22 protein-coding genes are annotated in these 22,156 nt (G+C 32.9%); 13 read left to right on the top strand and 9 right to left on the bottom strand.

Features of this window, described 5'->3' with window-relative positions:
• Positions 1 to 15 precede the first annotated feature (15 nt).
• Positions 16 to 897, top strand: coding sequence for an AraC family transcriptional regulator (locus HXZ74_RS06695; RefSeq protein WP_286474485.1), 882 nt, complete (start codon positions 16 to 18; stop codon positions 895 to 897).
• Here the strand turns inward: HXZ74_RS06695 and HXZ74_RS06690 are convergent, their stop codons facing one another.
• Complete coding sequence (locus HXZ74_RS06690; RefSeq protein WP_286474482.1) at positions 898 to 1,332, bottom strand: energy transducer TonB; 435 nt, start codon at positions 1,330 to 1,332, stop codon at positions 898 to 900. It lies immediately after the preceding gene.
• A 146-nt stretch (positions 1,333 to 1,478) separates the two neighbouring features.
• Here HXZ74_RS06690 and ccoG point away from each other — a divergent pair, with 146 nt between their 5' ends.
• On the top strand, positions 1,479 to 2,933 hold the full coding sequence (gene ccoG, locus HXZ74_RS06685; RefSeq protein WP_286474480.1) for a cytochrome c oxidase accessory protein CcoG: 1,455 nt from the start codon (positions 1,479 to 1,481) through the stop codon (positions 2,931 to 2,933).
• A 59-nt stretch (positions 2,934 to 2,992) separates the two neighbouring features.
• Here the strand turns inward: ccoG and HXZ74_RS06680 are convergent, their stop codons facing one another.
• On the bottom strand, positions 2,993 to 3,316 hold the full coding sequence (locus tag HXZ74_RS06680; RefSeq protein WP_286474478.1) for a HopJ type III effector protein: 324 nt from the start codon (positions 3,314 to 3,316) through the stop codon (positions 2,993 to 2,995).
• Between the two features lie 157 nt (positions 3,317 to 3,473).
• Here HXZ74_RS06680 and HXZ74_RS06675 point away from each other — a divergent pair, with 157 nt between their 5' ends.
• Positions 3,474 to 3,794 (top strand): hypothetical protein, encoded by a 321-nt coding sequence (locus tag HXZ74_RS06675; RefSeq protein WP_280061572.1) that lies wholly within the window; start codon positions 3,474 to 3,476, stop codon positions 3,792 to 3,794.
• A gap of 117 nt (positions 3,795 to 3,911) precedes the next feature.
• On the opposite strand, the gene HXZ74_RS06670 is transcribed toward HXZ74_RS06675, so the two are convergent.
• Both HXZ74_RS06670 and HXZ74_RS06665 read right to left on the bottom strand, forming a co-directional pair.
• Positions 3,912 to 4,103 carry a hypothetical protein gene (locus HXZ74_RS06670; protein WP_286474476.1) on the bottom strand — a complete coding sequence of 64 codons (192 nt, stop codon included), beginning with the start codon at positions 4,101 to 4,103 and terminating at the stop codon, positions 3,912 to 3,914.
• Positions 4,104 to 4,121: 18 nt separating this feature from the next.
• The gene (locus HXZ74_RS06665) at positions 4,122 to 4,610 is read right to left on the bottom strand and encodes an SPOR domain-containing protein (protein WP_280061573.1); all 489 of its coding nucleotides are present in this window, start codon (positions 4,608 to 4,610) and stop codon (positions 4,122 to 4,124) included.
• 415 nt (positions 4,611 to 5,025) lie between these two features.
• Here HXZ74_RS06665 and HXZ74_RS06660 point away from each other — a divergent pair, with 415 nt between their 5' ends.
• Genes HXZ74_RS06660 through HXZ74_RS06635 form a run of 6 tightly spaced genes read left to right on the top strand, consistent with a single transcriptional unit; the run spans position 5,026 to position 13,652 of the window.
• Positions 5,026 to 6,444, top strand: coding sequence for a c-type cytochrome (locus tag HXZ74_RS06660; RefSeq protein ID WP_286474473.1), 1,419 nt, complete (start codon positions 5,026 to 5,028; stop codon positions 6,442 to 6,444).
• Positions 6,445 to 6,466: 22 nt separating this feature from the next.
• Positions 6,467 to 9,628: a TAT-variant-translocated molybdopterin oxidoreductase gene (locus HXZ74_RS06655; RefSeq protein ID WP_286474470.1), complete on the top strand. Its 3,162-nt coding sequence runs from the start codon at positions 6,467 to 6,469 to the stop codon at positions 9,626 to 9,628.
• A 34-nt stretch (positions 9,629 to 9,662) separates the two neighbouring features.
• The gene (nrfD, locus tag HXZ74_RS06650) at positions 9,663 to 11,066 is read left to right on the top strand and encodes an NrfD/PsrC family molybdoenzyme membrane anchor subunit (protein ID WP_038336919.1); all 1,404 of its coding nucleotides are present in this window, start codon (positions 9,663 to 9,665) and stop codon (positions 11,064 to 11,066) included.
• The gene (locus HXZ74_RS06645; RefSeq protein WP_221627898.1) at positions 11,047 to 11,616 is read left to right on the top strand and encodes a DUF3341 domain-containing protein; all 570 of its coding nucleotides are present in this window, start codon (positions 11,047 to 11,049) and stop codon (positions 11,614 to 11,616) included. The genes nrfD and HXZ74_RS06645 overlap by 20 nt, the downstream gene beginning before the upstream one ends.
• Positions 11,616 to 12,296, top strand: a complete 681-nt coding sequence (locus HXZ74_RS06640; RefSeq protein WP_286474467.1) for a c-type cytochrome — start codon at positions 11,616 to 11,618, stop codon at positions 12,294 to 12,296. Before HXZ74_RS06645 ends, HXZ74_RS06640 begins: the two co-directional genes overlap by 1 nt.
• 18 nt (positions 12,297 to 12,314) lie before the next feature.
• The gene (locus HXZ74_RS06635) at positions 12,315 to 13,652 is read left to right on the top strand and encodes a hypothetical protein (RefSeq protein ID WP_114999477.1); all 1,338 of its coding nucleotides are present in this window, start codon (positions 12,315 to 12,317) and stop codon (positions 13,650 to 13,652) included.
• A 77-nt stretch (positions 13,653 to 13,729) separates the two neighbouring features.
• Here HXZ74_RS06635 and HXZ74_RS06630 read toward each other — a convergent pair whose 3' ends face one another.
• Complete coding sequence (locus HXZ74_RS06630; RefSeq protein ID WP_114999479.1) at positions 13,730 to 14,041, bottom strand: hypothetical protein; 312 nt, start codon at positions 14,039 to 14,041, stop codon at positions 13,730 to 13,732.
• 124 nt (positions 14,042 to 14,165) lie between these two features.
• Between HXZ74_RS06630 and HXZ74_RS06625 the strand changes: the two genes are divergently transcribed.
• The gene (locus HXZ74_RS06625; RefSeq protein WP_280061577.1) at positions 14,166 to 14,471 is read left to right on the top strand and encodes a hypothetical protein; all 306 of its coding nucleotides are present in this window, start codon (positions 14,166 to 14,168) and stop codon (positions 14,469 to 14,471) included.
• Between the two features lie 57 nt (positions 14,472 to 14,528).
• On the opposite strand, the gene HXZ74_RS06620 is transcribed toward HXZ74_RS06625, so the two are convergent.
• Together HXZ74_RS06620 and dnaG are read right to left on the bottom strand one after the other, a co-directional pair.
• Positions 14,529 to 15,020, bottom strand: a complete 492-nt coding sequence (locus tag HXZ74_RS06620; RefSeq protein WP_221408230.1) for a septal ring lytic transglycosylase RlpA family protein — start codon at positions 15,018 to 15,020, stop codon at positions 14,529 to 14,531.
• Positions 15,021 to 15,267: 247 nt separating this feature from the next.
• Positions 15,268 to 17,214, bottom strand: a complete 1,947-nt coding sequence (gene dnaG, locus HXZ74_RS06615) for a DNA primase (protein WP_286474464.1) — start codon at positions 17,212 to 17,214, stop codon at positions 15,268 to 15,270.
• Positions 17,215 to 17,379: 165 nt separating this feature from the next.
• Between dnaG and HXZ74_RS06610 the strand changes: the two genes are divergently transcribed.
• From HXZ74_RS06610 to sucD, 3 genes are all read left to right on the top strand, one after another.
• The gene (locus HXZ74_RS06610; protein ID WP_280061579.1) at positions 17,380 to 18,162 is read left to right on the top strand and encodes an META domain-containing protein; all 783 of its coding nucleotides are present in this window, start codon (positions 17,380 to 17,382) and stop codon (positions 18,160 to 18,162) included.
• A gap of 88 nt (positions 18,163 to 18,250) precedes the next feature.
• Positions 18,251 to 19,177 carry a UDP-3-O-(3-hydroxymyristoyl)glucosamine N-acyltransferase gene (locus HXZ74_RS06605; protein ID WP_114999484.1) on the top strand — a complete coding sequence of 309 codons (927 nt, stop codon included), beginning with the start codon at positions 18,251 to 18,253 and terminating at the stop codon, positions 19,175 to 19,177.
• Positions 19,178 to 19,343: 166 nt separating this feature from the next.
• Complete coding sequence (gene sucD, locus HXZ74_RS06600) at positions 19,344 to 20,213, top strand: succinate--CoA ligase subunit alpha (protein ID WP_038337297.1); 870 nt, start codon at positions 19,344 to 19,346, stop codon at positions 20,211 to 20,213.
• Positions 20,214 to 20,263: 50 nt separating this feature from the next.
• Here sucD and HXZ74_RS06595 read toward each other — a convergent pair whose 3' ends face one another.
• Together HXZ74_RS06595 and HXZ74_RS06590 are read right to left on the bottom strand one after the other, a co-directional pair.
• On the bottom strand, positions 20,264 to 21,268 hold the full coding sequence (locus HXZ74_RS06595) for a hypothetical protein (RefSeq protein WP_286474462.1): 1,005 nt from the start codon (positions 21,266 to 21,268) through the stop codon (positions 20,264 to 20,266).
• A complete protein-coding gene (locus tag HXZ74_RS06590; protein WP_286474460.1) occupies positions 21,268 to 21,927 on the bottom strand; it encodes a DUF4240 domain-containing protein in 660 nt (219 codons plus the stop codon). The genes HXZ74_RS06595 and HXZ74_RS06590 overlap by 1 nt, the downstream gene beginning before the upstream one ends.
• Between the last annotated feature and the right edge of the window lie 229 nt (positions 21,928 to 22,156).

Genomic DNA, 22,156 nt, shown 5'->3' with positions numbered 1-22,156 from the left:
ATAATTTGTTTCAAAATGACCAAAAAACTTTTCCCAACATACGATATCTGTAATCTGAATACCGAAAAAAATAGTAACGAATTATTTTCTGTTGATCGGTTTAGAGGTTATGTTGATAGTAATCCGCATTTGCAGGAAGTGCACAACCATAATTATTATCATTTGGTTTATTTTACTGAAGGTAGTGGCGAACACTTGATCGATTTTGAGAAGTTTGAGGCAAAATCTGGAACAATGTATTTTATGAAACCTGGACAAGTACACCAATGGTATTTTAAGGAAAAATATGATGGGTTTGTCGTGAATTTTTCTGATAATTTTTTCGATTGGATTGGAATTAATTCTTCCATTTTACAGAAATTTAGATTTTTACAATCTATTTTGGTGAAAGATCATGTGGTTGAAATTTCGCCAGATGTACAAGAAAAAATTTCAAGTTATTTTGAAGAAATGATAAATGAAAATCAAGAAAATAATCAATTCTCGAATTTAAAAATTGGTTTTCATTTGATGAATTTATTCATTGATATTGAACGTAGTTTGGAAGCTGTAAATGTCAAAACAAATGATTATCAATCGGTGTTGTTGCATAATTTTCAGTCACTTATTGAGCAAAATTTCAAGACTAAAAAATTACCAAAAGAGTATGCCGAATTGTTGTACATCACACCCAATCATTTGAATGCACTTTGCAAAGATGTGTTAGCTACTTCGGCAGGTGAATTAATAAGAAGTCGCATTGTTTTAGAAGCAAAACGTTTGTTGGTAAATAAAGAAATTTCGGTCACTGAAATTGCGTATTTACTCAATTTTCAAGACGCATCATATTTTGTGAAATTCTTCAAAAAATACACAGAGTTTACGCCCGAACAATTCAGAAAACAATATTATTCGTAGTTACTTTAAATTGTATTTTACTGGAATATTAAAACTCACTTTTACAGGATTTCCGTCTAATAAAGCAGGTTTTATTTTGGTTGCACTTTCTTCTTGTTCACGATTTATTTTGTATAAAATCTGTGTCGAAATTCGTGCTAAAGTTTCATTTCCTTGGGAAGTTACATTTGTGAAGTTTCCGTTTTCGTCAATCACAAAAAATAATTTTGCGAAATAATCTCCTGAACCTTTTAAGATTTTATCCATTTTTATTTTGGCTAATTGTTCCGAAATATCATCGTTTAATTTGGTATTAAAACATTCGATATAATTTTCTGATGCTTCTTCGCAACCAGGATAAATCGCAAATTGTGTTACGTTTTTAGCGGTATAGATTTCTTGTGAAAAAGAATAACTCGCAACAAAAAAGCATACGAAGTAAAGTAAATTTCTCATATTGGGTAGTTTAGGGTTTTTTAGGTCTGTGTTTTTATAAATTAATGATTTATATCAATCCATAAATATTACCAAAATTACCATAAATAGTGCCAAACTTTAGCGTCGATGTAGCGGTAAATTTGCATAGATATTAAGTAAATGGTATGAGTGATGTAAAGCATGATACAACGCAACTTGGGTTCGAAAAAGAGAACGAGCAGTTTAGATCCGAAGTCGCTACAATGGATAAAAAAGGGACACGAAAATGGGTGTATGCTAAGAAACCTTCGGGTGAATACACGAATTATCGTACTATTGTTTCTTCGGTTTTATTGATTTTATTGGTTGGTTTACCTTTTATAACATTACCGAATGGAAATCCTGTTTTTAAGTTTGATGTGTTCAATACAAATTTTATTTTATTCGGTTATCCGTTTTTTACCACAGATTTTTTCTTATTGGCATTCGGAATGATTGTTAGTGTTGTTTTTATTATATTATTTACAACAGTTTATGGACGATTATTTTGCGGATGGTTATGTCCTCAAACCATTTTTATGGAAAGTGTTTTCAGAAAAATTGAATACTGGATAGAAGGCGATCGAAGCAAACAAATTCGGTTAGATAAACAAGAATGGAATGAAGAGAAAATTCTGAAAAGAGGAGGAAAGTGGATTATATTTTATATGTTGTCATTTTTCTTTTCGAATATCTTATTGGCGTATATCATCGGAATGGATGAATTAATCAAAGTGATTACCGAAGGTCCATCAGAGCATGGTGGTTTATTATTCGGAATATTTATTTTTAGTGTTTTATTTTATTTTGTTTTCGCTTGGTTTCGTGAGCAAGTTTGTACGTTGGTTTGTCCTTACGGGAGATTTCAAGGTGTTTTGATTGACAAAAAAACGATTCAAGTTTCATATGATTTTAAACGTGGAGAAAGCATAAATGGACGCTCAAAATTCAGAAAAGGTGAAGATCGTGTTGCTGTAGGAAAAGGAGATTGTATCGATTGTGGTCAATGTGTGGCGGTTTGTCCTACGGGAATCGATATCAGAAATGGTTCTCAGTTAGAATGTATCAATTGTACAGCTTGTATGGATGCTTGTGATGATATTATGACGAAGATTAATTTGCCAACAGGATTAATAAAATATGCTTCCGAAGAAAATATCGAACAAGGAAAATCATTCAAAATAACTGCAAGATTAGTCGCGTTTACATTAGTTTTGGTTGCGATGATTTCTGCGATGACGATTTTTATGATGAATAGAAGTGATGTCGAGGTGAAATTTTTACAAGTTCCAGGAAAAGATTATGTTGTAGAAGGTGATTATATTATCAATACGATGCAATATAGTTTGATGAACAAAACGAATGAAACGTACAAATTAGTTGTAAATGTGAACGGTTTCAAAGGTGGGAAAACCGTGTTGTTGGTCGAGCCTGATAAATATATAAAGATAGACGAAGGCGAATTGAAGCAAGGTTTAATCGATATTAAAATTCCGAAAAGTGAACTGAAATCGTATAAAGTTCCTGTTATTTTGGAATTGAAAGATTTGAAGGGAAAAACAATCGATCATTATACGATTAGTTTTATGGCTCCTTTTTAGTTGAATCGAAAAACGTCTTACATGTTGTAAGACGTTTTTTTGTGACTATAATTTCGAGGTTATTTCTTTGTCAACACTTCGTTTTCAAATTTTACTCCATCCCAACCGTTCTGCAGAAATTGACGAATATTGTTGTGGTCTGTTCCTTCTGGCGTATCTAAAACCGCTTGATAATGTTCTGCAAATAATTTTAAGGTATCATCTTCAGAAAAATTATTCAATTTTGCGAACGCAAAAACTTTTGCACTTCCTTGGTTTTGATCGACAGCATTTTCCTGATTTCCATTTACAAATGCAGAAGCTGTATAAGTATAATTTTCTTCGATATGTGCGATAACATCCGCAAAATTAGCTTCGTTTTGGTTTAATTTTTCTAAAATCATTTTATCTTTTTGTCAAAAATAAGAACTTATTTCGAATACAATAAATCATTAAGTATGTTAATTTTTTCATGTCATCAAATTGTTAACTTATGTTTAACAACTTTCTGTCTATTAATTAATTAGATTTATAATTATTAACAAAATAAAAATAAATTTTATGTTCGAAAGAAGGCAATTTAATTATGAAACGTCAAGTGTTGCGCTACGCGAGCTTGCAGAAAAAGGATATCAAGAAGATTTTAATTTATTAGAAAGTGATTTGATTGATCATCCTCACGATTTTAAGATTATTTACATTTATCGTTACGAAGGAAATTCGAGTCCCGAAGATGAGTCGAGTGTTTATGGAATTGAGAAAATTTCGACTGGAGAAAAAGGTGTTTTAGTTGCAGGTAATTTAGGATTTGTACAAACTAATTTAGCATCGATTTTAATTCAGTTAGAAATAGAAGGAAGAGGAGTTATTCTCAAAAACTAAATTTTAACTTATGAATCGACTACTAAATATTACCATTAAAATATAAAAAAGCGTTACCAAGATTATTGATAACGCTTTTTTTATGTTTTCGAATAAATTTTAAATCTGTAAAAGAAGTTAATCGTTTTCTATTTTTAGTAATTGTCTATATTCAGAAAAACGATGCTCGCGAATAGGTCTTATAAAAGGTTCTGTTTTGAAATATAAAACTAAACATGGAGAAATATTTTTATATTTTTCTACAAATTCAAACGAAACTAATTCACCATTCTTTATTCGCTGTTTTATTTTGTTGTGATAAGGATACATTTTCCTTTTTATAAACTATTACTTCGCTTTTCTACACAAAACTTTGAATGGAATAGAAAAAGCACTATTATATTTTGATTTCAAACGACGAATATCTCTCGAAGCAGATGCTCTTGTAAAATAATCTCCAACTAAAACGCGATAATCTGGCGAGAAATAAGCCGTCTGAGCCGATAAATCCGGATAAGAACTTGAAAATTCATTTCTTACTTTTTCCGCATCTTTTCTATCTTTCGAATAATAAATCTGAATTTTGAAACCACTTACTTGTGGCGTTCCAGCACAGGGATCATTAGATTGTACAACAGGTTTTTTTTCCGTAACCTTTTTTACAGGAGCAGTATACGTACAAACCGCATCTTCTTTGGTTTTTAATACAGTATTTATTCGGCTATCAATTTCCATATTCAATGTACCATTATTAATGATTTGAACAGTGTCTATTTTTTCTTGGGCAAAAATGCTCGAAGAAAAAGTGATAAGGAATAAAAAGATAAATTTTTTCATAGGATGAAATTAATTTGTGCAAATATACTTTTTAGAATTAAGTTATTAAATTTTATAGACTTTTATTTTCTTACAACGAATATTGTTCCAATTTTTTTTGTGAATACTAATTAATGATGATAAAACTATAAAATTGATTGACAGTTTTTAATAAAAAGAACTTTGATTATTTTTTAAATTATGTTAAATAGCAAATTTTCTTGTTCTAAATCTTTTCTATCAAATCAAATAGATAATATTTATACAGCGATATTTTTTAACAATTAATTTAGAAACGTTTTAAATTAAGCTCAATGACAAAGTTCAGTATGTAAACTTTATGATTTTATTAAGTATTGAAGCTATTTTTGCTGTTAGTTAAGTGTTCAAATAAAAACGAGTTAAAAGAAACAACGAACTGAGATTATTTAAGTAAATGAAGGCAAGATTTCTAAAAAGAATACGTTTATGGAGCTGCGCGATAATACTATCGACGTTCTCCCTAGCAAATGCCCAAGATGCAGGTAAAGGTTACGAGTTATTCGAGGCCAACTGTACAGCATGTCACCAGATTGATGGTGAGTTAATTGGGCCGGAATTACGTGATGTTGAGAAACGCGTACAAGAGCAAGCTGGACTTGGAAAAGAGTGGTTACACGCTTGGATTAAGGACAACAAAGCTTTGCGCGAATCTGGAGATGCGTATGCAAACAAAATTTATGCTGATTACAATAACACTGAGATGTTAGCTTTTCCTAACTTATCAGAAGGTGATATTGATAATATTTTGGCATATACAGCAGATCCTGATGCAGGAGTGAAAGCTTTTGAGGAAGCTAAAGCTTTGAAAAAGAAGGAAGCTGCAGATAAAAAAGCTGCTGAAGCTGCACAAGGTGGGGGAGCAAGTACAGGGATTATCGCTGTAGGTTTTGTAGTTTTAGCTGCATTGTTATTGTGGATTTTAGTTCGCGTTAATGCATTAGTTAAAGCGACAGCTACAGAGGAATTAAATGCAGAAACTGAAAGAGTAGCTTTTTCTTTTGCTGAATTCTTTCAGAAATACCAAAAAGTTGGTGGTGTGTTAATCGCAGTATTAGCATTCTTTGCATTGTACAACGTGTATTGGGGATTAATGGGAATTGGTGTTGATAAAGGTTACGAGCCAGAACAACCAATTTATTTCTCTCACAAAGTTCACGCAGGTGTACAAGGTATCGACTGTCAGTACTGTCACAGTTCTGCTAAATACGGTAAAGTGTCTGGAATTCCTTCACCAAACGTATGTATGAACTGTCACAAAACAATCAAAGAATACAAAGGAGATTACTTCGAAGAAGAATTAATCACTTCTGGTAAATTCGCTGATGAGGAAGCAGTTAAGAATTTCTATACAGGAGAAATCCAAAAAATGTATAAAGCTATTGGATGGAATCCAGAAACGAACAAATACGATGGTCCACAAAAACCAATCGAATGGGTACGTATCCACAATATGCCAGATTTCGTATTCTTTAGCCACGCACAACACGTTGTAGCTGGAGAGAAAGCGATTAAGAAAGCGATTAAAGATGGAACTATTCCAAATGCTAAAGAATTGAACATTGGATCAGGAGACCAAGTTTGTTTTGCATGTCACGGACGTGTTGATGAAATGAACGAAGTGAAAATGGCGAATGATTTCACAATGGGATGGTGTATCGAGTGTCACAGAACTACTGAGGTAGATATGGACAACGAGTATAACAAAGAATATTACGCAGAACTACACGAAAAACTGAAAAAACAGTACGGTGACGCAACTAAGATTACAGTTGATGCTATCGGAGGTTTAGAGTGTGGTAAATGTCATTATTAATATAAAAAAGAGAGGAGTATAAATGGCTTCGAAGAAAAATTACTGGAAAAGTTTTGAGGAGTTAACTGACAATACATTAAATGAAAAGTTAACTACCAACGAATTTGCAGAAGAAATTCCTGTAGATAATTTCTTAGGGAATGATAACGCCATGGAGAATAGTCAAACTTCACGACGTGACTTTTTGAAGATTTTAGGGTTCAGTACAGCTGCTGTTACTTTAGCAGCCTGTGAAGCTCCAATCGTAAAATCTGTTCCTTATGTAGTGAAACCAGAAAACATTATGCCTGGTGTACCTACTTATTATGCATCTACAATTTTTGATGGATACGATTACGCGAACGTATTAGTACGTACAAGAGAAGGTCGTCCTATTAGAATTGATGCAAACAAAGGCGCAAAATATTATGGTTCTACAAATGCACGTGTTCAGGCATCTGTATTATCATTATACGATTCTGATAAAATAAAATCACCTTTAACAAACGCAGGTGAAAACTTCAAAGCAACATCTTGGAAAGAGCTTGATGCCCGTGTAACAAAAGCATTAGCATCAGTAGGAGGGAAAAAAGTAGTTATTTTAACTTCATCTTTACCTTCACCAACAACTAAAAAGTTGATTGCTGAGTTTGCAACAAAATATCCAACAACTCAACACGTTGTTTATGATGCAATTTCTTCTACGAATGCATTAGACGCAGCGCAAGAAGTTTATGGAAAAAGAGAATTGCCATTCTACGATCTTAAGAATGCTGAATTAGTTGTTTCTTTCAACGCAGATTTCTTAGGTGATTATAATGGTGGTGGAATGGAAGGTGATTATGGTATTGCTCGTAAACCAGGAGCAAAAATGATGCGTCACATCCAAGTAGAATCTGTTTTATCTTTAACAGGAGCAAATGCTGATACACGTTATCCATTAAAACCAACTGATACTGAAAAAGTATTGGCTGAAGTTTATAATAAATTAGCAGGTGGTTCAGCTTCATCTAAAGAAGCATTAGCTATTGCTGCTGAATTAACAGCAAAAGGTTCTAAAGCGGTTGTTATGGCTGATGGTTCGAAAGAAGCATACGCAATTGCATACGCAATTAACCAATTGTTAGGATCAGCTGCAGTTTCTGATAAAGCTGTTTTATTAAAAGAGTCTAACGACGCTGTATTTAATCAATTTGTTGCAGAAGCTAAAGCTGGACAAGTTGGAGTTTTATTAAACTTCCAAACAAATCCAATTTACAATGCTAAAAATGCAAAAGAAATTGAAGCAGCTTTCAAAAACATTGGACTTAAAGTTGGTTTAGTTGAAAAATTAGACGAAACTGCATCAGTAATGGACGTTATTGCTCCAGTTACTCACGGTTTAGAGTCTTGGAATGATTTCAACCCATTAACAGGTGTTTATTCATTACAACAACCAACAATTCCACGTGTATTTGATTCTCGTCAATTCCAAGATTCATTAATCGCATGGATGACAGGAGTAACTAAAGTAACAGAAGTAGAAGATCCAAATGATCCAATTATGGTGATGGCGGTTTCTGCAACTAGACAAAAAGTTTCTCCATATTACTTATATGTAAAACAAAACTGGGAATCAGCTATTTTACCAAAATTAGGTGTAGATTTCAACAAAGCATTATACAATGGTTATAATGAAGCGACTGAAACTTCTACATTTACTGCTAACACTGGTGTTGTTGCAGCTGCTGCTACAAAATTAGCTGCTGGTAAAGCGACAGAATGGGAGATTCAATTCTATTCTAAAGCTGGTTTAGGAGATGGTACACAAGCAAACAATCCTTGGTTACAAGAATTACCAGATCCAATTACACGTAACTCTTGGGATAACTATTTAACAGTTAATCCAAATGATGCGGAAAAATTAGGAATCAAAATTCAAGATAACTACAACGTTACAAACGGAAGAATGCAATTTGACGGTGAGTATGTAAACTTAACTGTTAATGGAGTAGTTTTAGAAAATGTTCCAGTATTCATCCAACCAGGTCAAGCAATCGGAACTGTAGGTTTAGCTTTCGGTTACGGTCGTACAAAAGCTGGTAAAGTTGCAAATAATGTAGGGGTTAACGCTTTCGCATTATACACTGGTAATGTAGGTGCATCTAACGTTAAGATCGAAAAATCTTCTCGTTCAGATAAACACGAATTTGCTAACATGCAACAACAACCAACATTGATGGGACGTTACGAAATCGCAAGAGAAGTTTCTTTAGCAGATTTCATCAACACAGATCGTCAAGAATGGAATCCAGTTGCGAAGATGCCAACATGGAGAGGAGATTCTCCAGTAGGTGAAGTAGATTTATGGGCTAGTTTTGATCGTTCTACAGGGCCTCACTTCAATTTAACAATTGATATGAACTCTTGTACAGGATGTGGAGCGTGTGTAATTGCTTGTCAAGCAGAAAACAACGTGCCAACTGTTGGTAAAGAGCAAATGCGTATGTCGAGAGATATGTATTGGTTAAGAATCGACCGTTACTACTCTGATGTAACTTATAACGATCCTAATGGACGTTTAACTCAGAAAGTAGCGTTAGAATTAGATCCAGATAACGAGCCACAACAATATACACGTTTAATTAAGCCAGAGGCTGAAAATCCAGATGTGATTTTCCAACCATTAATGTGTCAACACTGTAACCACGCTCCTTGTGAGACTGTGTGTCCAGTAGGTGCAACATCTCATGGTCGTCAAGGTCAAAACATGATGGCTTATAACCGTTGTGTTGGTACTCGTTATTGTGCAAATAACTGTCCTTATAAAGTACGTCGTTTCAACTGGTTTAACTGGGCGAACAATGATAAATACGACTTCCACATGAACAATGATTTAGGTCGTATGGTACTTAACCCAGATGTTGTTGTACGTACACGAGGAGTAATTGAGAAATGTTCATTCTGTATCCAACAAACTCAAGCTGCAATCTTAAAAGCTAAGAAAGAGAACAGAGTAGTTAAAGACGAAGAGTTTATGGCTGCTGCTGCTTGTGCTGCTGCTTGTGGAACAGGTGCGATGAAATTTGGTGATATCAATGATGATAAATCTGAAGTAAGAGCAGCATCGAAAGATAAACGTTCTTATGTTTTATTAGAAGAAATTGGTACAAAACCAAACGTTATTTATCAAGTAAAAGTTAGAAACAGAAAAGAACAAGCTTAATTAAATTAGTAAAGAATTAATAAGGTAAACAAATATGTCACATTACGAATCACAGGTAAGAGAACCCCTTATTTTAGGACATAAAACCTACCACGATATCACAGTAGACATTGCTCGTCCAATTGAGACGCCAGCAAGTAAATTGTGGTGGACATGTTTCAGTATAGCAATGGTTGCATTCATCTTTGGTGTTGGAGCAATTGCTTATACAGTAGGAACTGGTATTGGTGTATGGGGATTGAATAGAACGATTAACTGGGGTTGGGATATCACCAACTTCGTATGGTGGGTAGGTATCGGTCACGCTGGTACGTTAATCTCAGCCGTTTTATTATTATTCCGTCAAAAATGGAGAATGTCGGTTAACCGTTCTGCGGAAGCCATGACAATCTTCGCCGTTGTACAGGCAGCGTTATTCCCTGTAATTCACATGGGTCGTCCATGGTTAATGTACTGGGTATTCCCAATTCCTAACCAATTTGGATCTTTATGGCCTAACTTTAACTCACCATTATTATGGGACGTATTCGCGATTTCTACGTATTTCTCTGTATCAACAGTTTTCTGGTTGATGGGATTAATTCCTGACTTCGCTATGGTACGTGACCGTGCAACAAAACCATTCGCTAAGAAAATCTACGGAATCTTATCATTCGGATGGGGTGGTGGAGCAAAACACTGGCAACGTTTCGAAGAGTTATCTTTGGTATTAGCTGGTTTATGTACACCGTTAGTATTCTCGGTACACACGATTGTATCTTTTGACTTCGCAACGTCGGTAATCAAAGGATGGCACTCAACAGTATATCCTCCATATTTCGTTGCTGGAGCTATTTTCTCTGGTTTCGCGATGGTACAAACATTATTAAGTGTAATGCGTAAAGTTTTACACTACGAAGATTATATCACACGTAAACACATCGAGTACATGAACATTGTAATCGTTGTAACAGGTGGTATGGTTGCAGTAGCATACTTAACAGAGTTATGGATCGCTTGGTATTCAGGATCTCGTTACGAAGACTTTACATACTTCTCTCCAGGAGCAGCAACAGGACCTTATTGGTGGGCATTCTGGGCGTTAATTATCTGTAACGTTTTAGTACCAGGATTATTATGGATTCGTCCAATCAGAAGAAACTTCTTCTGGACATTCGTTATCTCTATCGTAGTTAACATCGGTATGTGGTTCGAGCGTTTTGATATTATCGTTATCAACTTATCTCGTGACTATTTACCATCGAGCTGGACAATGTTTATGCCTTCATGGGTAGACGTAGGTATCTTCTTAGGTACTATGGGATTCTTTTCTGTGTTATACTTATTGTACGCACGTACATTCCCAGTTATTTCACAATCTGAATTAAAAACTATTTTGAAATCATCAGGCGAAAGCTATAAAAAACATCATACTGAAGATGAGCATCACGAACACTAAAATCGTTTATGGTCTTTACGGAGACGATGATGATTTATTAAAAGCAGTAAAATCTATTCGTAAACAAGGTATTACGATAGATGAAGTATATACACCTTTCCCTGTACACGGTTTAGATAAAGCCTTAGGATTAAAGAAAACTCGTATTTCTGACCTTGCTTTCTTCTACGGTGCATTTGGTACAACGTTAGCATCTTTGATGACATGGTTTATTATGAACCATGACTGGGCTCAAGATATTGGAGGGAAACCATCTTTTTCTTGGGGTGAGAATATGCCAGCTTTCGTTCCTATTATGTTCGAGTTGACAGTATTCTGTGCAGCGCACTTTATGTCATTAACATACTTAGTGCGTAACAAAATGTACCCAGGTGCGAAAGCTAAAAACCCAGATCCACGTACAACAGATGATAAATTCTTAATCGAAATCAGAACTGCTGATGTTGAGAAAATCAAAAATGTATTTGTAGAAACTGGTGCTGAAGAAGTAACAGTAAAAGGTGATGTAGTCGTAGAACCAAGTGTTAACAATTTAGTACAAGAAGCATAATGAAAAAGATAGCATTACTTATAGGATTAGGAAGTATTATTATCACTTCTTGTTCTGATAAAAAACGTGACGCGAGTATCGTATATATGCCGGATATGTATTATTCGACAGCATATGATCCTTATGAAAAGGCAACTTACGGTTACCCTGAAGATAAAGAGAACTCTGAAGTTCCTGTAATGAATAAAAATCACAATATGTCTGCATTAGAATCTGTAGAAGGTGCTGTTGCAAGAACTGATGGTGATATTTTGCCATGGACTTTCAAAAACAATAATGCTGGTTATGCTCAATCAAAAAGTGTAACTGTTTCTCCATTAGATGCTGCAACCAAAACTGCGGATTTAGAAAGAGGAAAAGTGTTATATGGTCAAAACTGTGCAGTTTGTCACGGTGACGCAGGTGATGGACAAGGATCAATCGTAAAATCTAAAGCTTATTCTGGAGTTCCGACTTACGGAGAAAGAGAGATTACAGTAGGTTCTGTTTATCATGTAATTATGTATGGAAAAAATGCGATGGGTTCTTACGCATCTCAATTGACTCCTGCAGACCGTTGGAGAGTTGCTGAATATGTAATGAGTTTGAAAGGTGCTACTACAGCTGCCGCTGCTCCTGCGGGAGACGCAACTACTGAAGCAAAACCTGCAACAGAAACTGAAACAGCAACTAATAAATAATAAAATAAGTTAATTATTATGCAATATACATTTTCCCCAAGATTAAAAAATGCATCACTTATCTTAGCTGTTATAGGTGTTGTACTTTACGGGATAGGATTTTTCTTACATCAACAAGATGTTGCTAATTCAACTGAATATATTAACGGTTTGATTGAAGCTCACCCAACTCAATTTTTTGGTGACTACATTTCAGATTCTTATGCATCTATGAATACAGATCATGCTGGACACATGGAGCATTTGACAAATTTATTGAAAAACAGACCTTGGGCTGCTTTCTATGTACCAGCTTATTTATCGTTTGGTATTGCGGCATCTGCGTTGTTTTTCTTATGTATTCAATTCGTAGCTAACGCTGGTTGGTCTATGGTAGTATCTCGTGTTATGGAGGCTATCGCATCATTTTTACCAGTTGGTTCTGTACTTGTAGCTATCATCGTTTTAGGATCTTATTTTCACATGAATCACTTATTCCACTGGATGGATGCTGATTTAATAAATCCTGATAGCGAGAAGTATGATATCTTCATGGCCAACAAAGCTCAACTTTGGTTAAGCCCTAACTTCTGGTTAGTACGTTGTGTTATTTACTTAGTAGTATTATCTTTAATGTTACCAGTAATTAAAAACGCAACACGTAAATTGGATGAGACAAACGGAGACTTAAAAGTGTACGCTCAATTGTACAAAAAATCAGTAATTTACTTAGTGATTTTCGCAATTTGTTCTGCAGCATTTGCTTGGGATTTCGTGATGTCTTTAGATCCACACTGGTTCTCTTCATTATTTATGTGGTACGGAATGGTTTCATACTTAGTTTCTGCGGTTTCTATTATGGCAATTATTTCTATCTACTTAAAAAGAAAGAACGCTTTACCATTATTTAATGATAACCACTTACATGATTTAACAAAATACATGTTCGGTTTCTCATTATTATGGTCTTACTTATGGTTCTGTCAATTCATGTTACAATGGTACGCAAACATTCCTGAGGAAGCTCAATACTTCCAACAACGTATGGCGCAATACCCATTATATTTCTGGATGTTGATCATAAACTTAGTAGCTCCATTCTTGATTTTAATTTCATCAAGTATGAAACGTCGTTACCAAATCGTTTTCGCGATGGGATTCGTTATCATCTTTGGACACTACTGGGATTTCTACAACCAAATTATGCCAGCAGCTGTTGGACCATTCCACAACTTTGGTTTAATGGAAATTGGAGCATTAGTTGGAATCGGAGGATTATTTACATTCGTAGTTATGAATGCAGTTTCTAAATTAAATTTAGAAGCAAAAGGTCACCCTTACTTCCACGAATCAAAAATTTATGAATATCCTTTCTAATTAGAAAGATGTTATAAAACCTAAAAAGCTCGATGCATTTGCATCGAGCTTTTTTTATTTGATTAATAATTGTTATTTTATTCTTGAATTGTTCTACGTTTTATTTCCAAATCAACCAAGAAATGATCGACATCGTCATCTGTTGATAGATTTCCAACCACGTAAACACCTTTGTCTCCGTTTTGATTATTAATTATACCATAAACCGAAGACTCATCATCAGGATCAGACATTCCTTCGTAACGATAAATGCATACGATATCAAAGATTTCAGGGGCTTGTTTTAATTGATTTTTTTCGATATTATAGTCAATAGTAAAACCATTTTCTTTTAGTTCGTCTAAAGCTTCGTTCGTTGTTTTGTAGCGGTATTGGATTTTTTCTTTCATAATTTTAATAGTTTAATTATTGATTCTCAAATACTATTCCAATCAGTATATTCATTAAAATATTGTAAAGTCTTTTTTGGTAAGGTTATTGTCTTATCTCAAAATGAATATAATGAATATGATTATGAAACTAACAGTATTAAAAAAAATCAACTTGATTGCCTTTTTTGCTTTCGCTGCTTTATTTTTGGTATCGTGTGATGGTTCTACAACTATATATGGGTTAGAGCATCAGCATAAACACAAAAAGAAGTATAAGAAATATCCGAAATACGAAGTGAGATATGACGACCATCGTAGCTTACCACCAGGTCAACACAAAAAGGTACATGGTGATAAATCTGCAAAACGATATGCACCAGGTCAACAAAAGAAAAATAATGGAAATTATTATAAAAAGAAAGGACATCATAAACATCATGATGACTAAAATAAAAAAGGATTGAACATTGTTCAATCCTTTTCTTTTTAATATCTAAAAATTGTTTTACTCTACAACTTCCATTTCTACGTTCAATGTTCCCGCATTAGTAGAACCTATAGAAGTAAACGCTGCTTTACTCAAATCCAATAAACGAGATTTTGTATGTGGTCCTCTATCGTTTATTTTTACAACAACAGATTTTCCATTACTTGTATTGGTTACTTTGACTTTTGTACCGAATGGTAAAGTTTTGTGTGCTGCAGTTAAATTGTTTTTGTTATATAACTCGCCACTAGAAGTTTTTTTACCGTGAAATTTATCAGCATACCAGGATACAATTCCACTTACTTTTTTTCCAGCTTTTTCAACAATTTCCGAAATCGCAGTATTATCTGTTTTGTTAAAATCTGAAAATTTATTGATTAAATTAAGTTTCAAATTTTTAGTTATAGCAACTGGTAACGGATTTTCTATTGAAAAGTTTGATTTTCCTTTAGCTTGAGCCATTGGGATAATCATCAGCATTACTAATAATGTTAAAATATTCTTTGTCATTCTTTAGTTCTTTCTGAATCTTTATCTAAAATAAGCATAATAGATTTTGTTTGTACATGCATAGTTTTTTCTAATGTTTTTTAGAAAAGAAAAGATATCTAAATGTCTATGTTTAGTAGCTTTAGAAAGAATTGTTAACTATAAGTTAAAAATATAGTTACTTATTAAAATTTTTAAGAATTATTTACAACTATTACTTAAACATTTATTAATCAATTTATTAACTTTTTAACAAGTAAATGTTAAATTAAATGACGCGATTAAGATGTTGATTTAAGATATTTTTTAATCCAGTAAAATGCATAATTTGTTGAAGAATTTGACTTGTTTCTTCAATTGATAATTCAGGATTTTTTGTTTGATGCATCAATTCTTTAATCATATTATCTATGTAAATAATTTTGAAGCGAAGTAAAACATCAAATAAATCTTTGTGTACAAATTCTTCTTTTTTCTTAATGTTGATGCCTTGTTTTACTGTCCAGTTTTCGCTTAAACTATGTTTTTCCAACATCATTTCCGAAGCAAGCTGTACAATTTCTGGATTAGTTAATCGAGAAAAATAAGTTCCTGTTCGCAATTCATCATTTTCCAAACCAACTTTCACTTCTTCTAAAATAGATTGATAAAGCGGATTACTCAAACTCAGTTCGTTTTCATCAAATTGAGAAATGATTTCTTGGTTAACTGTTGTTTTATATAGCTCGTTGTTCTCGTTTTTCAAATCAACTTCTAAATCACCAAATTGCATAATCAACTTAATGATTTCATTTTCTACAGTTTGCTGAACATTGATGACTTCTTTTGTAGACGGAACAACCGAAATAGCAGGTTTTTTCGTTCGCGCATTATCGGTAATATGAGAAGACGAAGAAGTCGATTTATCGCCAGAATTTTGCAATTGAGCTAACTCTTTGAACAAAACTTCTTCTCGAATTTCCATAATTTTAGAAGTTTCTGCAATGTAAACTTCTTGCTTGATAATATTTGGAATAAGCGAAATTGATTTTACAATTTCTCTAATTAATTCAGCTTTTTTGATTGGATCATTCTTCGCATCTTCCAACAAAACATTTGCTTTGAAACGAATAAAATCGGAGGCATTTTCTTTTATATATGCTTCGATTTCTGTTGTTGAATGTTTTTTCGCAAACGAATCTGGATCTTCACCTTCTGGCAACAAAAGAATTTTGACATTCATTTCTTGTTCCAAAATCATATCAATTCCACGGAAAGACGCTTTGATACCAGCATTATCACCATCGTACATCACAATGATGTTCTCTGTCAAACGTTTTATCAAACGAATTTGTTCATTTGTAAGCGCTGTTCCAGAACTCGCCACTACATTTTGAATTCCTGCTTGATGCAACGACAAAACATCTGTATAACCTTCGACCAAAAAACATTGATCGGCTTTTGTAATGTGTTGTTTCGCCTGAAATAATCCGTAAAGCGTTTTACTTTTATGGTAAATTTTATTTTCGGGAGAGTTTAAATATTTAGCAGCTTTGGCATCATTTCGCAAAATTCTTCCACCAAAACCTAATGTACGTCCAGAAAAACTATAAATAGGAAACATAACACGCTCGCGAAACTTGTCATATTTCTTATTATCTTCTTTGAAAGTTGCTAAACCAGCTTCTTCAATCAATTCTTTCGAATAACCATTTTTTAAGGCATATTCAGCAAAAGCATCCCATTGTTTTGGCGAATAACCAAGTTCAAATTTATCGATGGTTTCTTTGGTAAAGCCACGTTCGCGGAAATAACTTAATCCAATCAAATTTCCTTCTTCCGAATTATGCAATTGATTAGTGAAGAATTTCTTCGCAAAATCAGTCAAGATATATAAACTTTCGCGGTCTTTTTCCTCTTGTTGTTGTTCAAAAGTATATTCACCATCTTCTTCAATCTCGATGTTATAGCGTTTTGCCAACCATCGCAACGCTTCTGGATAAGTAAATTGTTCAACTTCCATCAAAAAAGTCACAACATTTCCACCTCTTCCAGAAGAAAAATCTTTCCAGATTTGTTTGGCAGGTGAAACAACAAAAGAAGGCGTTTTTTCGTTCCCAAAAGGCGAGAGTCCTTTTAAGCTAGAACCTGCACGTTTTAAGGTTACAAAATCACCAACAACTTCTTCTACACGAGCTGTTTCGAAAATTATATCTATCGTTCTTTGAGAAATCAAATTGAATTATTTTTAGCGAATTGAATAAACAAATTATTTCTCAAAATTAAAACAAATTCTTTACTTGGCTCCATCTTTTCAAAACCTTTGTAGAAACGAATTTTAACATTTTTGAGATTTTGGTATGATATTCGTATATTAGACTGAAACTTGAAATTAAATTTTATGAAATCAACAATTTTAAAAATATCTTTTGCAGCAATTTTAGCAACAGGATTTTTAACATCTTGTTCTACTGTAAATAATGTGATAGGTAATACTGAAAACACAAATAACAACTCTATTTTAGGAAAATGGGAGTTGAGCCAAATCAATTTTATGAAGGCAGGTTCTATTGCAGAAGCTTATCCAATGGGAACTCCTTACCTTAATTTTATCTCGAATAGTATGTTAAATGCTTCGGATGGTTGTAACACTTTGAATGGAGGAGTTACAATTTCTGGAAATGAAATTACATTTGGTAATATGATGTCTACGATGAAAGCTTGTCAAAATGTTGAAGATTCTAATTTCAGTTCAAAATTAAATGGAAAATTAAAATACTCTATTTCAGATAATAAATTGTTATTAATTCAAGGAGATATTGTCATCATGACTTTTGTTCGTCCTGGTACTTTAGCAGGTTCTTGGGAATTAGAAGAATTTATTGGTAAAGATAGAAGTGCAAAATCATTAGACGATCGTTTCCCAAATCAAAAACCTACATTAACATTCCAAAATAACAAGGTTTCTGGTAATGATGGATGTAATAATTTGACAGGAGCTTATGTAGCAGTAGGCAATTCATTGACAGTAAAAAACATCGCAACAACGCGTATGGCTTGTCAAGGTGTAGATTCTGATGCTTTTGGAGAGCGTTTTAATAATGTAAATAAATATGAAATTGTAGACGGAAAATTAGTTTTGTTTGCAAATGATGTTAAAACAATGGTTTTCAAGAAAAAATAATAGAATTCAATTCATAAATCATTAAAGCTGTCATTTTTTGACAGCTTTTTTATTTTTATATTTGTATACTTTTTAAAAGGAGAGAAAGATGAAATTTCCACAAACACATCAATTAAAAGATATAGCATCAATTATCGATGCGAAATTTATTGGAGACGAAAATTTTCCAGTAGAAGGAATCAATGAAATTCACCGTGTAGAAGCGGGAGATATAGTTTTTGTTGATCATCCAAAATATTATGATAAAGCGTTACAATCGAATGCAACAATCGTTTTGATTAACAAAGAAGTTGATTGTCCAGAAGGAAAAGCTTTGTTGATTTCTGATGATCCTTTTCGTGATTTTGTCAAAATTGGGCAACATTTTATGGCGTTTGAAGCTGCTACAAAACAAATTTCTGATTCTGCAGAAATAGGTGAAGGAACAATTATTCAGCCAGGCGCATTTATTGGAAATCATGTTAAAATTGGAAAAAATTGTGTGATTCATTCTAATGTATCAATCAATGATTATGCAATTATCGGAGATAATGTAATTATTCGTTCGGGAACAGTTTTAGGAGCTGATGCATTTTATTACAAAAATCGCGAAACAGGTTTTGATCGTTTAAAATCTGTCGGAAATGTTATCATCGAAAATAATGTAGAAATTGGTGCGAATTGTACGATAGATAGAGGAGTTTCTGCTTCTACAATTATTGGAGAAGGAACAATTATGGATAACTTAATTCAGATTGGGCACGATACAATTATTGGTAAAAAATGTTTGATTGCTTCGCAAGTCGGAATTGCGGGTTGTGTAAATGTAGAAGACGAAGTTTCTATTTGGGGACAAGTTGGGATTACAAGTGGTGTAACAATCGGTACAAAAGCGGTGTTATTAGCACAAGCTGGAGTTAGTAAATCTTTGGAAGGTGGAAAAACATATTTTGGTTATCCAGCAGAAGAGGCTCGTGGCTTGTATAAAAAAATGGCTGTCACAGAGATAATGGTTCGCGATTACAAGAGAAAATAAAATTATTTATAGAATATATTTGCAGCCGACCGTTTGGTCGGCTTTTTTTATGATAAATATCTTATACTTTTTTGTCCCGTTCCAATAAAGACTTAGTGTATTTTTTACATTGAATATTTTTTAAAATGCAAAACTCCTTTTATATTTGTGTAAATTAAAAATCACAATGTCTGTATTAGTAAACAAAGATTCAAAAATAATCGTTCAAGGTTTCACAGGGAAAGAAGGAACTTTTCATGCTGAGCAAATGATTGAATATGGAACACAAGTAGTAGGTGGCGTAACTCCAGGAAAAGGAGGACAAACTCACTTAGGGTTACCAATTTTTAACACAGTAAAAGATGCTGTTGATCAAGCAGGAGCAGACGTTTCTATTATTTTCGTTCCACCAGCATTCGCTGCTGACGCTGTAATGGAAGCTGCAGAAGCAGGTATCAAAGTAATTATTTGTATTACAGAAGGTATTCCAGTAGAAGATATGGTAAAAGTACAAGCTTATGTTGACCAAAGAGATGTAACATTAATCGGACCTAACTGTCCTGGTGTTATCACTTCTGAGGAAGCTAAAGTTGGTATTATGCCAGGTTTCATTTTCAAAAAAGGTAAAGTTGGTATCGTTTCTAAATCAGGAACTTTAACTTACGAAGCTGCTGACCAAGTAGTAAAAGCTGGTTACGGAATTTCTACAGCAATTGGAATTGGTGGAGATCCAATTATTGGAACTACAACAAAAGAAGCTGTTGAATTATTTATGAATGACCCAGAAACTGAGTGTATCGTAATGATTGGTGAAATTGGTGGACAATTAGAAGCTGAGGCTGCTCGTTGGATTAAAGCAAATGGAACTAAACCAGTTGTAGGATTTATTGCAGGACAAACTGCACCAAAAGGTCGTACAATGGGACACGCTGGAGCTATCGTAGGTGGAGCTGATGATACAGCACAAGCTAAAATGGCAATTATGGAAGAATGTGGAATCCACGTTGTTGCATCTCCTGCTGATATCGGAGCTACAGTAGCAAAAGTTTTAGGATAAGAATATTCTTAATCAAAATAGTAAAGGAACTCAAATTTGAGTTCCTTTTTTTATTTTAAAATTCTTGTTATGCAATAAATATTATATGTAATCAATACAATCAATAATACTCCTCCAAACATTAATAATAAATCAAATTGGCTTCGAAATTTATTAGAAAAATCAATTTGTATTAACTCTTTGTTTTGATATTTTAAAGCTTGTATTGATATTATTTTCTTATTATTTAAATGAGAATAAAAATAAGGTTGCGTCAAATTTTTGATTTCGTAATCATTATCCTCTTTAAAAATTTCGAATTCAATCAAATTATTTTGATGATTTGTTTTAACAAATTCATATCCATTAATTTTATTGAAATTTTCATATTGTAAGTTGAATTTTATTTGAGGATATTCTTTTAATTTAAAGATTAAATATTCTTTTCGATTTTTCCTTTTTCCACTAAAATCTATTTCTGGCTGATAAGCCATATGACCTTTAATGGTTTTGTATTCTAGTATTTTATCAGGATGATAATTTTCTATGCTAAAAGATAAAATAAATATTATTAAAGAGGAGAAAATCAATGATGTAATTATAATGTATTCTTTTTCTACAAAACTTATTTCAAAGTCTTCATTCTTTTTTATCTCAGGATAATTAGTTTTTAAATAAGATAGAATCTCATCAAACACATATTGATTATGAACTTCTTTAATACGACAAACTATTTTATTATCAGCATACAATTGAATTAATTGTCCATTAGAATTCCTTTTATAAGAATCTTTATATTCACCATTTGTAATACTATAGCTTGTGAAATCTATCGTTTTCTTATATACTAAATTAGTATAAATAAGTCTGTTGTTATTAAATTCATAAGACTCTTTACTATTACTAATTATAAAATAAAGTTGAACTATAATAAGTCCAGAAATTAAAAAATAATTAAAAGCGCTATATCCTATTAATATAAAAAAGAAATAGGCAACTACTGAAATTAATGTAACAATTTTCCTTAGAGCACTATCTTCCCTTGAAGGAATAAAATGGGTATTAAATTTTATCATTACAAAAACTCGTCCTCATCATCAAAATCATCTTCCATTTCGTCGTCGTCTGGAGAATAATCTTCGATAAAAACTTTGAATAATCTTGGACAAATGATTTGCAAATTGGTTAAATTTTCGTCATCCCAATCAAACTCAGGTTTTGGAGATTTTTCTGTATAAAATTTAAAACATTCTTTGTCTACAAAGTCAATAATCTTGTGTTCGAATTTTTCGTAGAAAACATCATCAGCGATTAAATGAAAATCTTCAAATTCATATAAATCATCTTCGTTGAAACCTTCATTAAAATAATCGGCTAAATTATCAGGATTCAAAATTGCCTTTTCAAACAATTCCTGTCCTTGCGAAATAATCCAATTTTTGAAATAGTAGAAATGCGTTGGATCTGTGTCATCATTCATAATGCAAGCCGCACACCATATTTCAGGCGAATGCAACGAATATGAATAGAACTCTAATCGAAGTTGAAAACCAATAATATCATCGGCAGTTAGATCTTCTAATTCTTGCGCCAAAGCCTTTTCTTGATCTTGCAAATTGTTAGCATCGAGCAAAGAATTTTCTATAATTTGCCAAAACAAATCTTCCTCAAGCATACGCGAAATGCGCTCTGTTGGAAAGGTTGAAGAGTTAAACAAATCATCTAAAAAATCCATATTTCTACTTTTTAGTTTGTATTTAGCTGGTTTTGATTCGTGAAAAAATTATCTAACGTTTTATTTCTTAAACCTTTAATTGATAAAACATTTTAACAGAATCTTTTTATAATTTATGAAATAAATACGATGAAAACTACAAATTTTTAAACTATTTGCAATTTTTGAGCTAATTATTTGATTTTGTTCAAACTAAAAAAGTCTAATTCGGAGTGGAATTAGATTTTTT

Source organism: Empedobacter sp. R750 (assembly GCF_030324345.1).
Taxonomy (GTDB): domain Bacteria; phylum Bacteroidota; class Bacteroidia; order Flavobacteriales; family Weeksellaceae; genus Empedobacter; species Empedobacter falsenii_C.
This window is presented reverse-complemented; position numbering and strand designations above follow the sequence as displayed.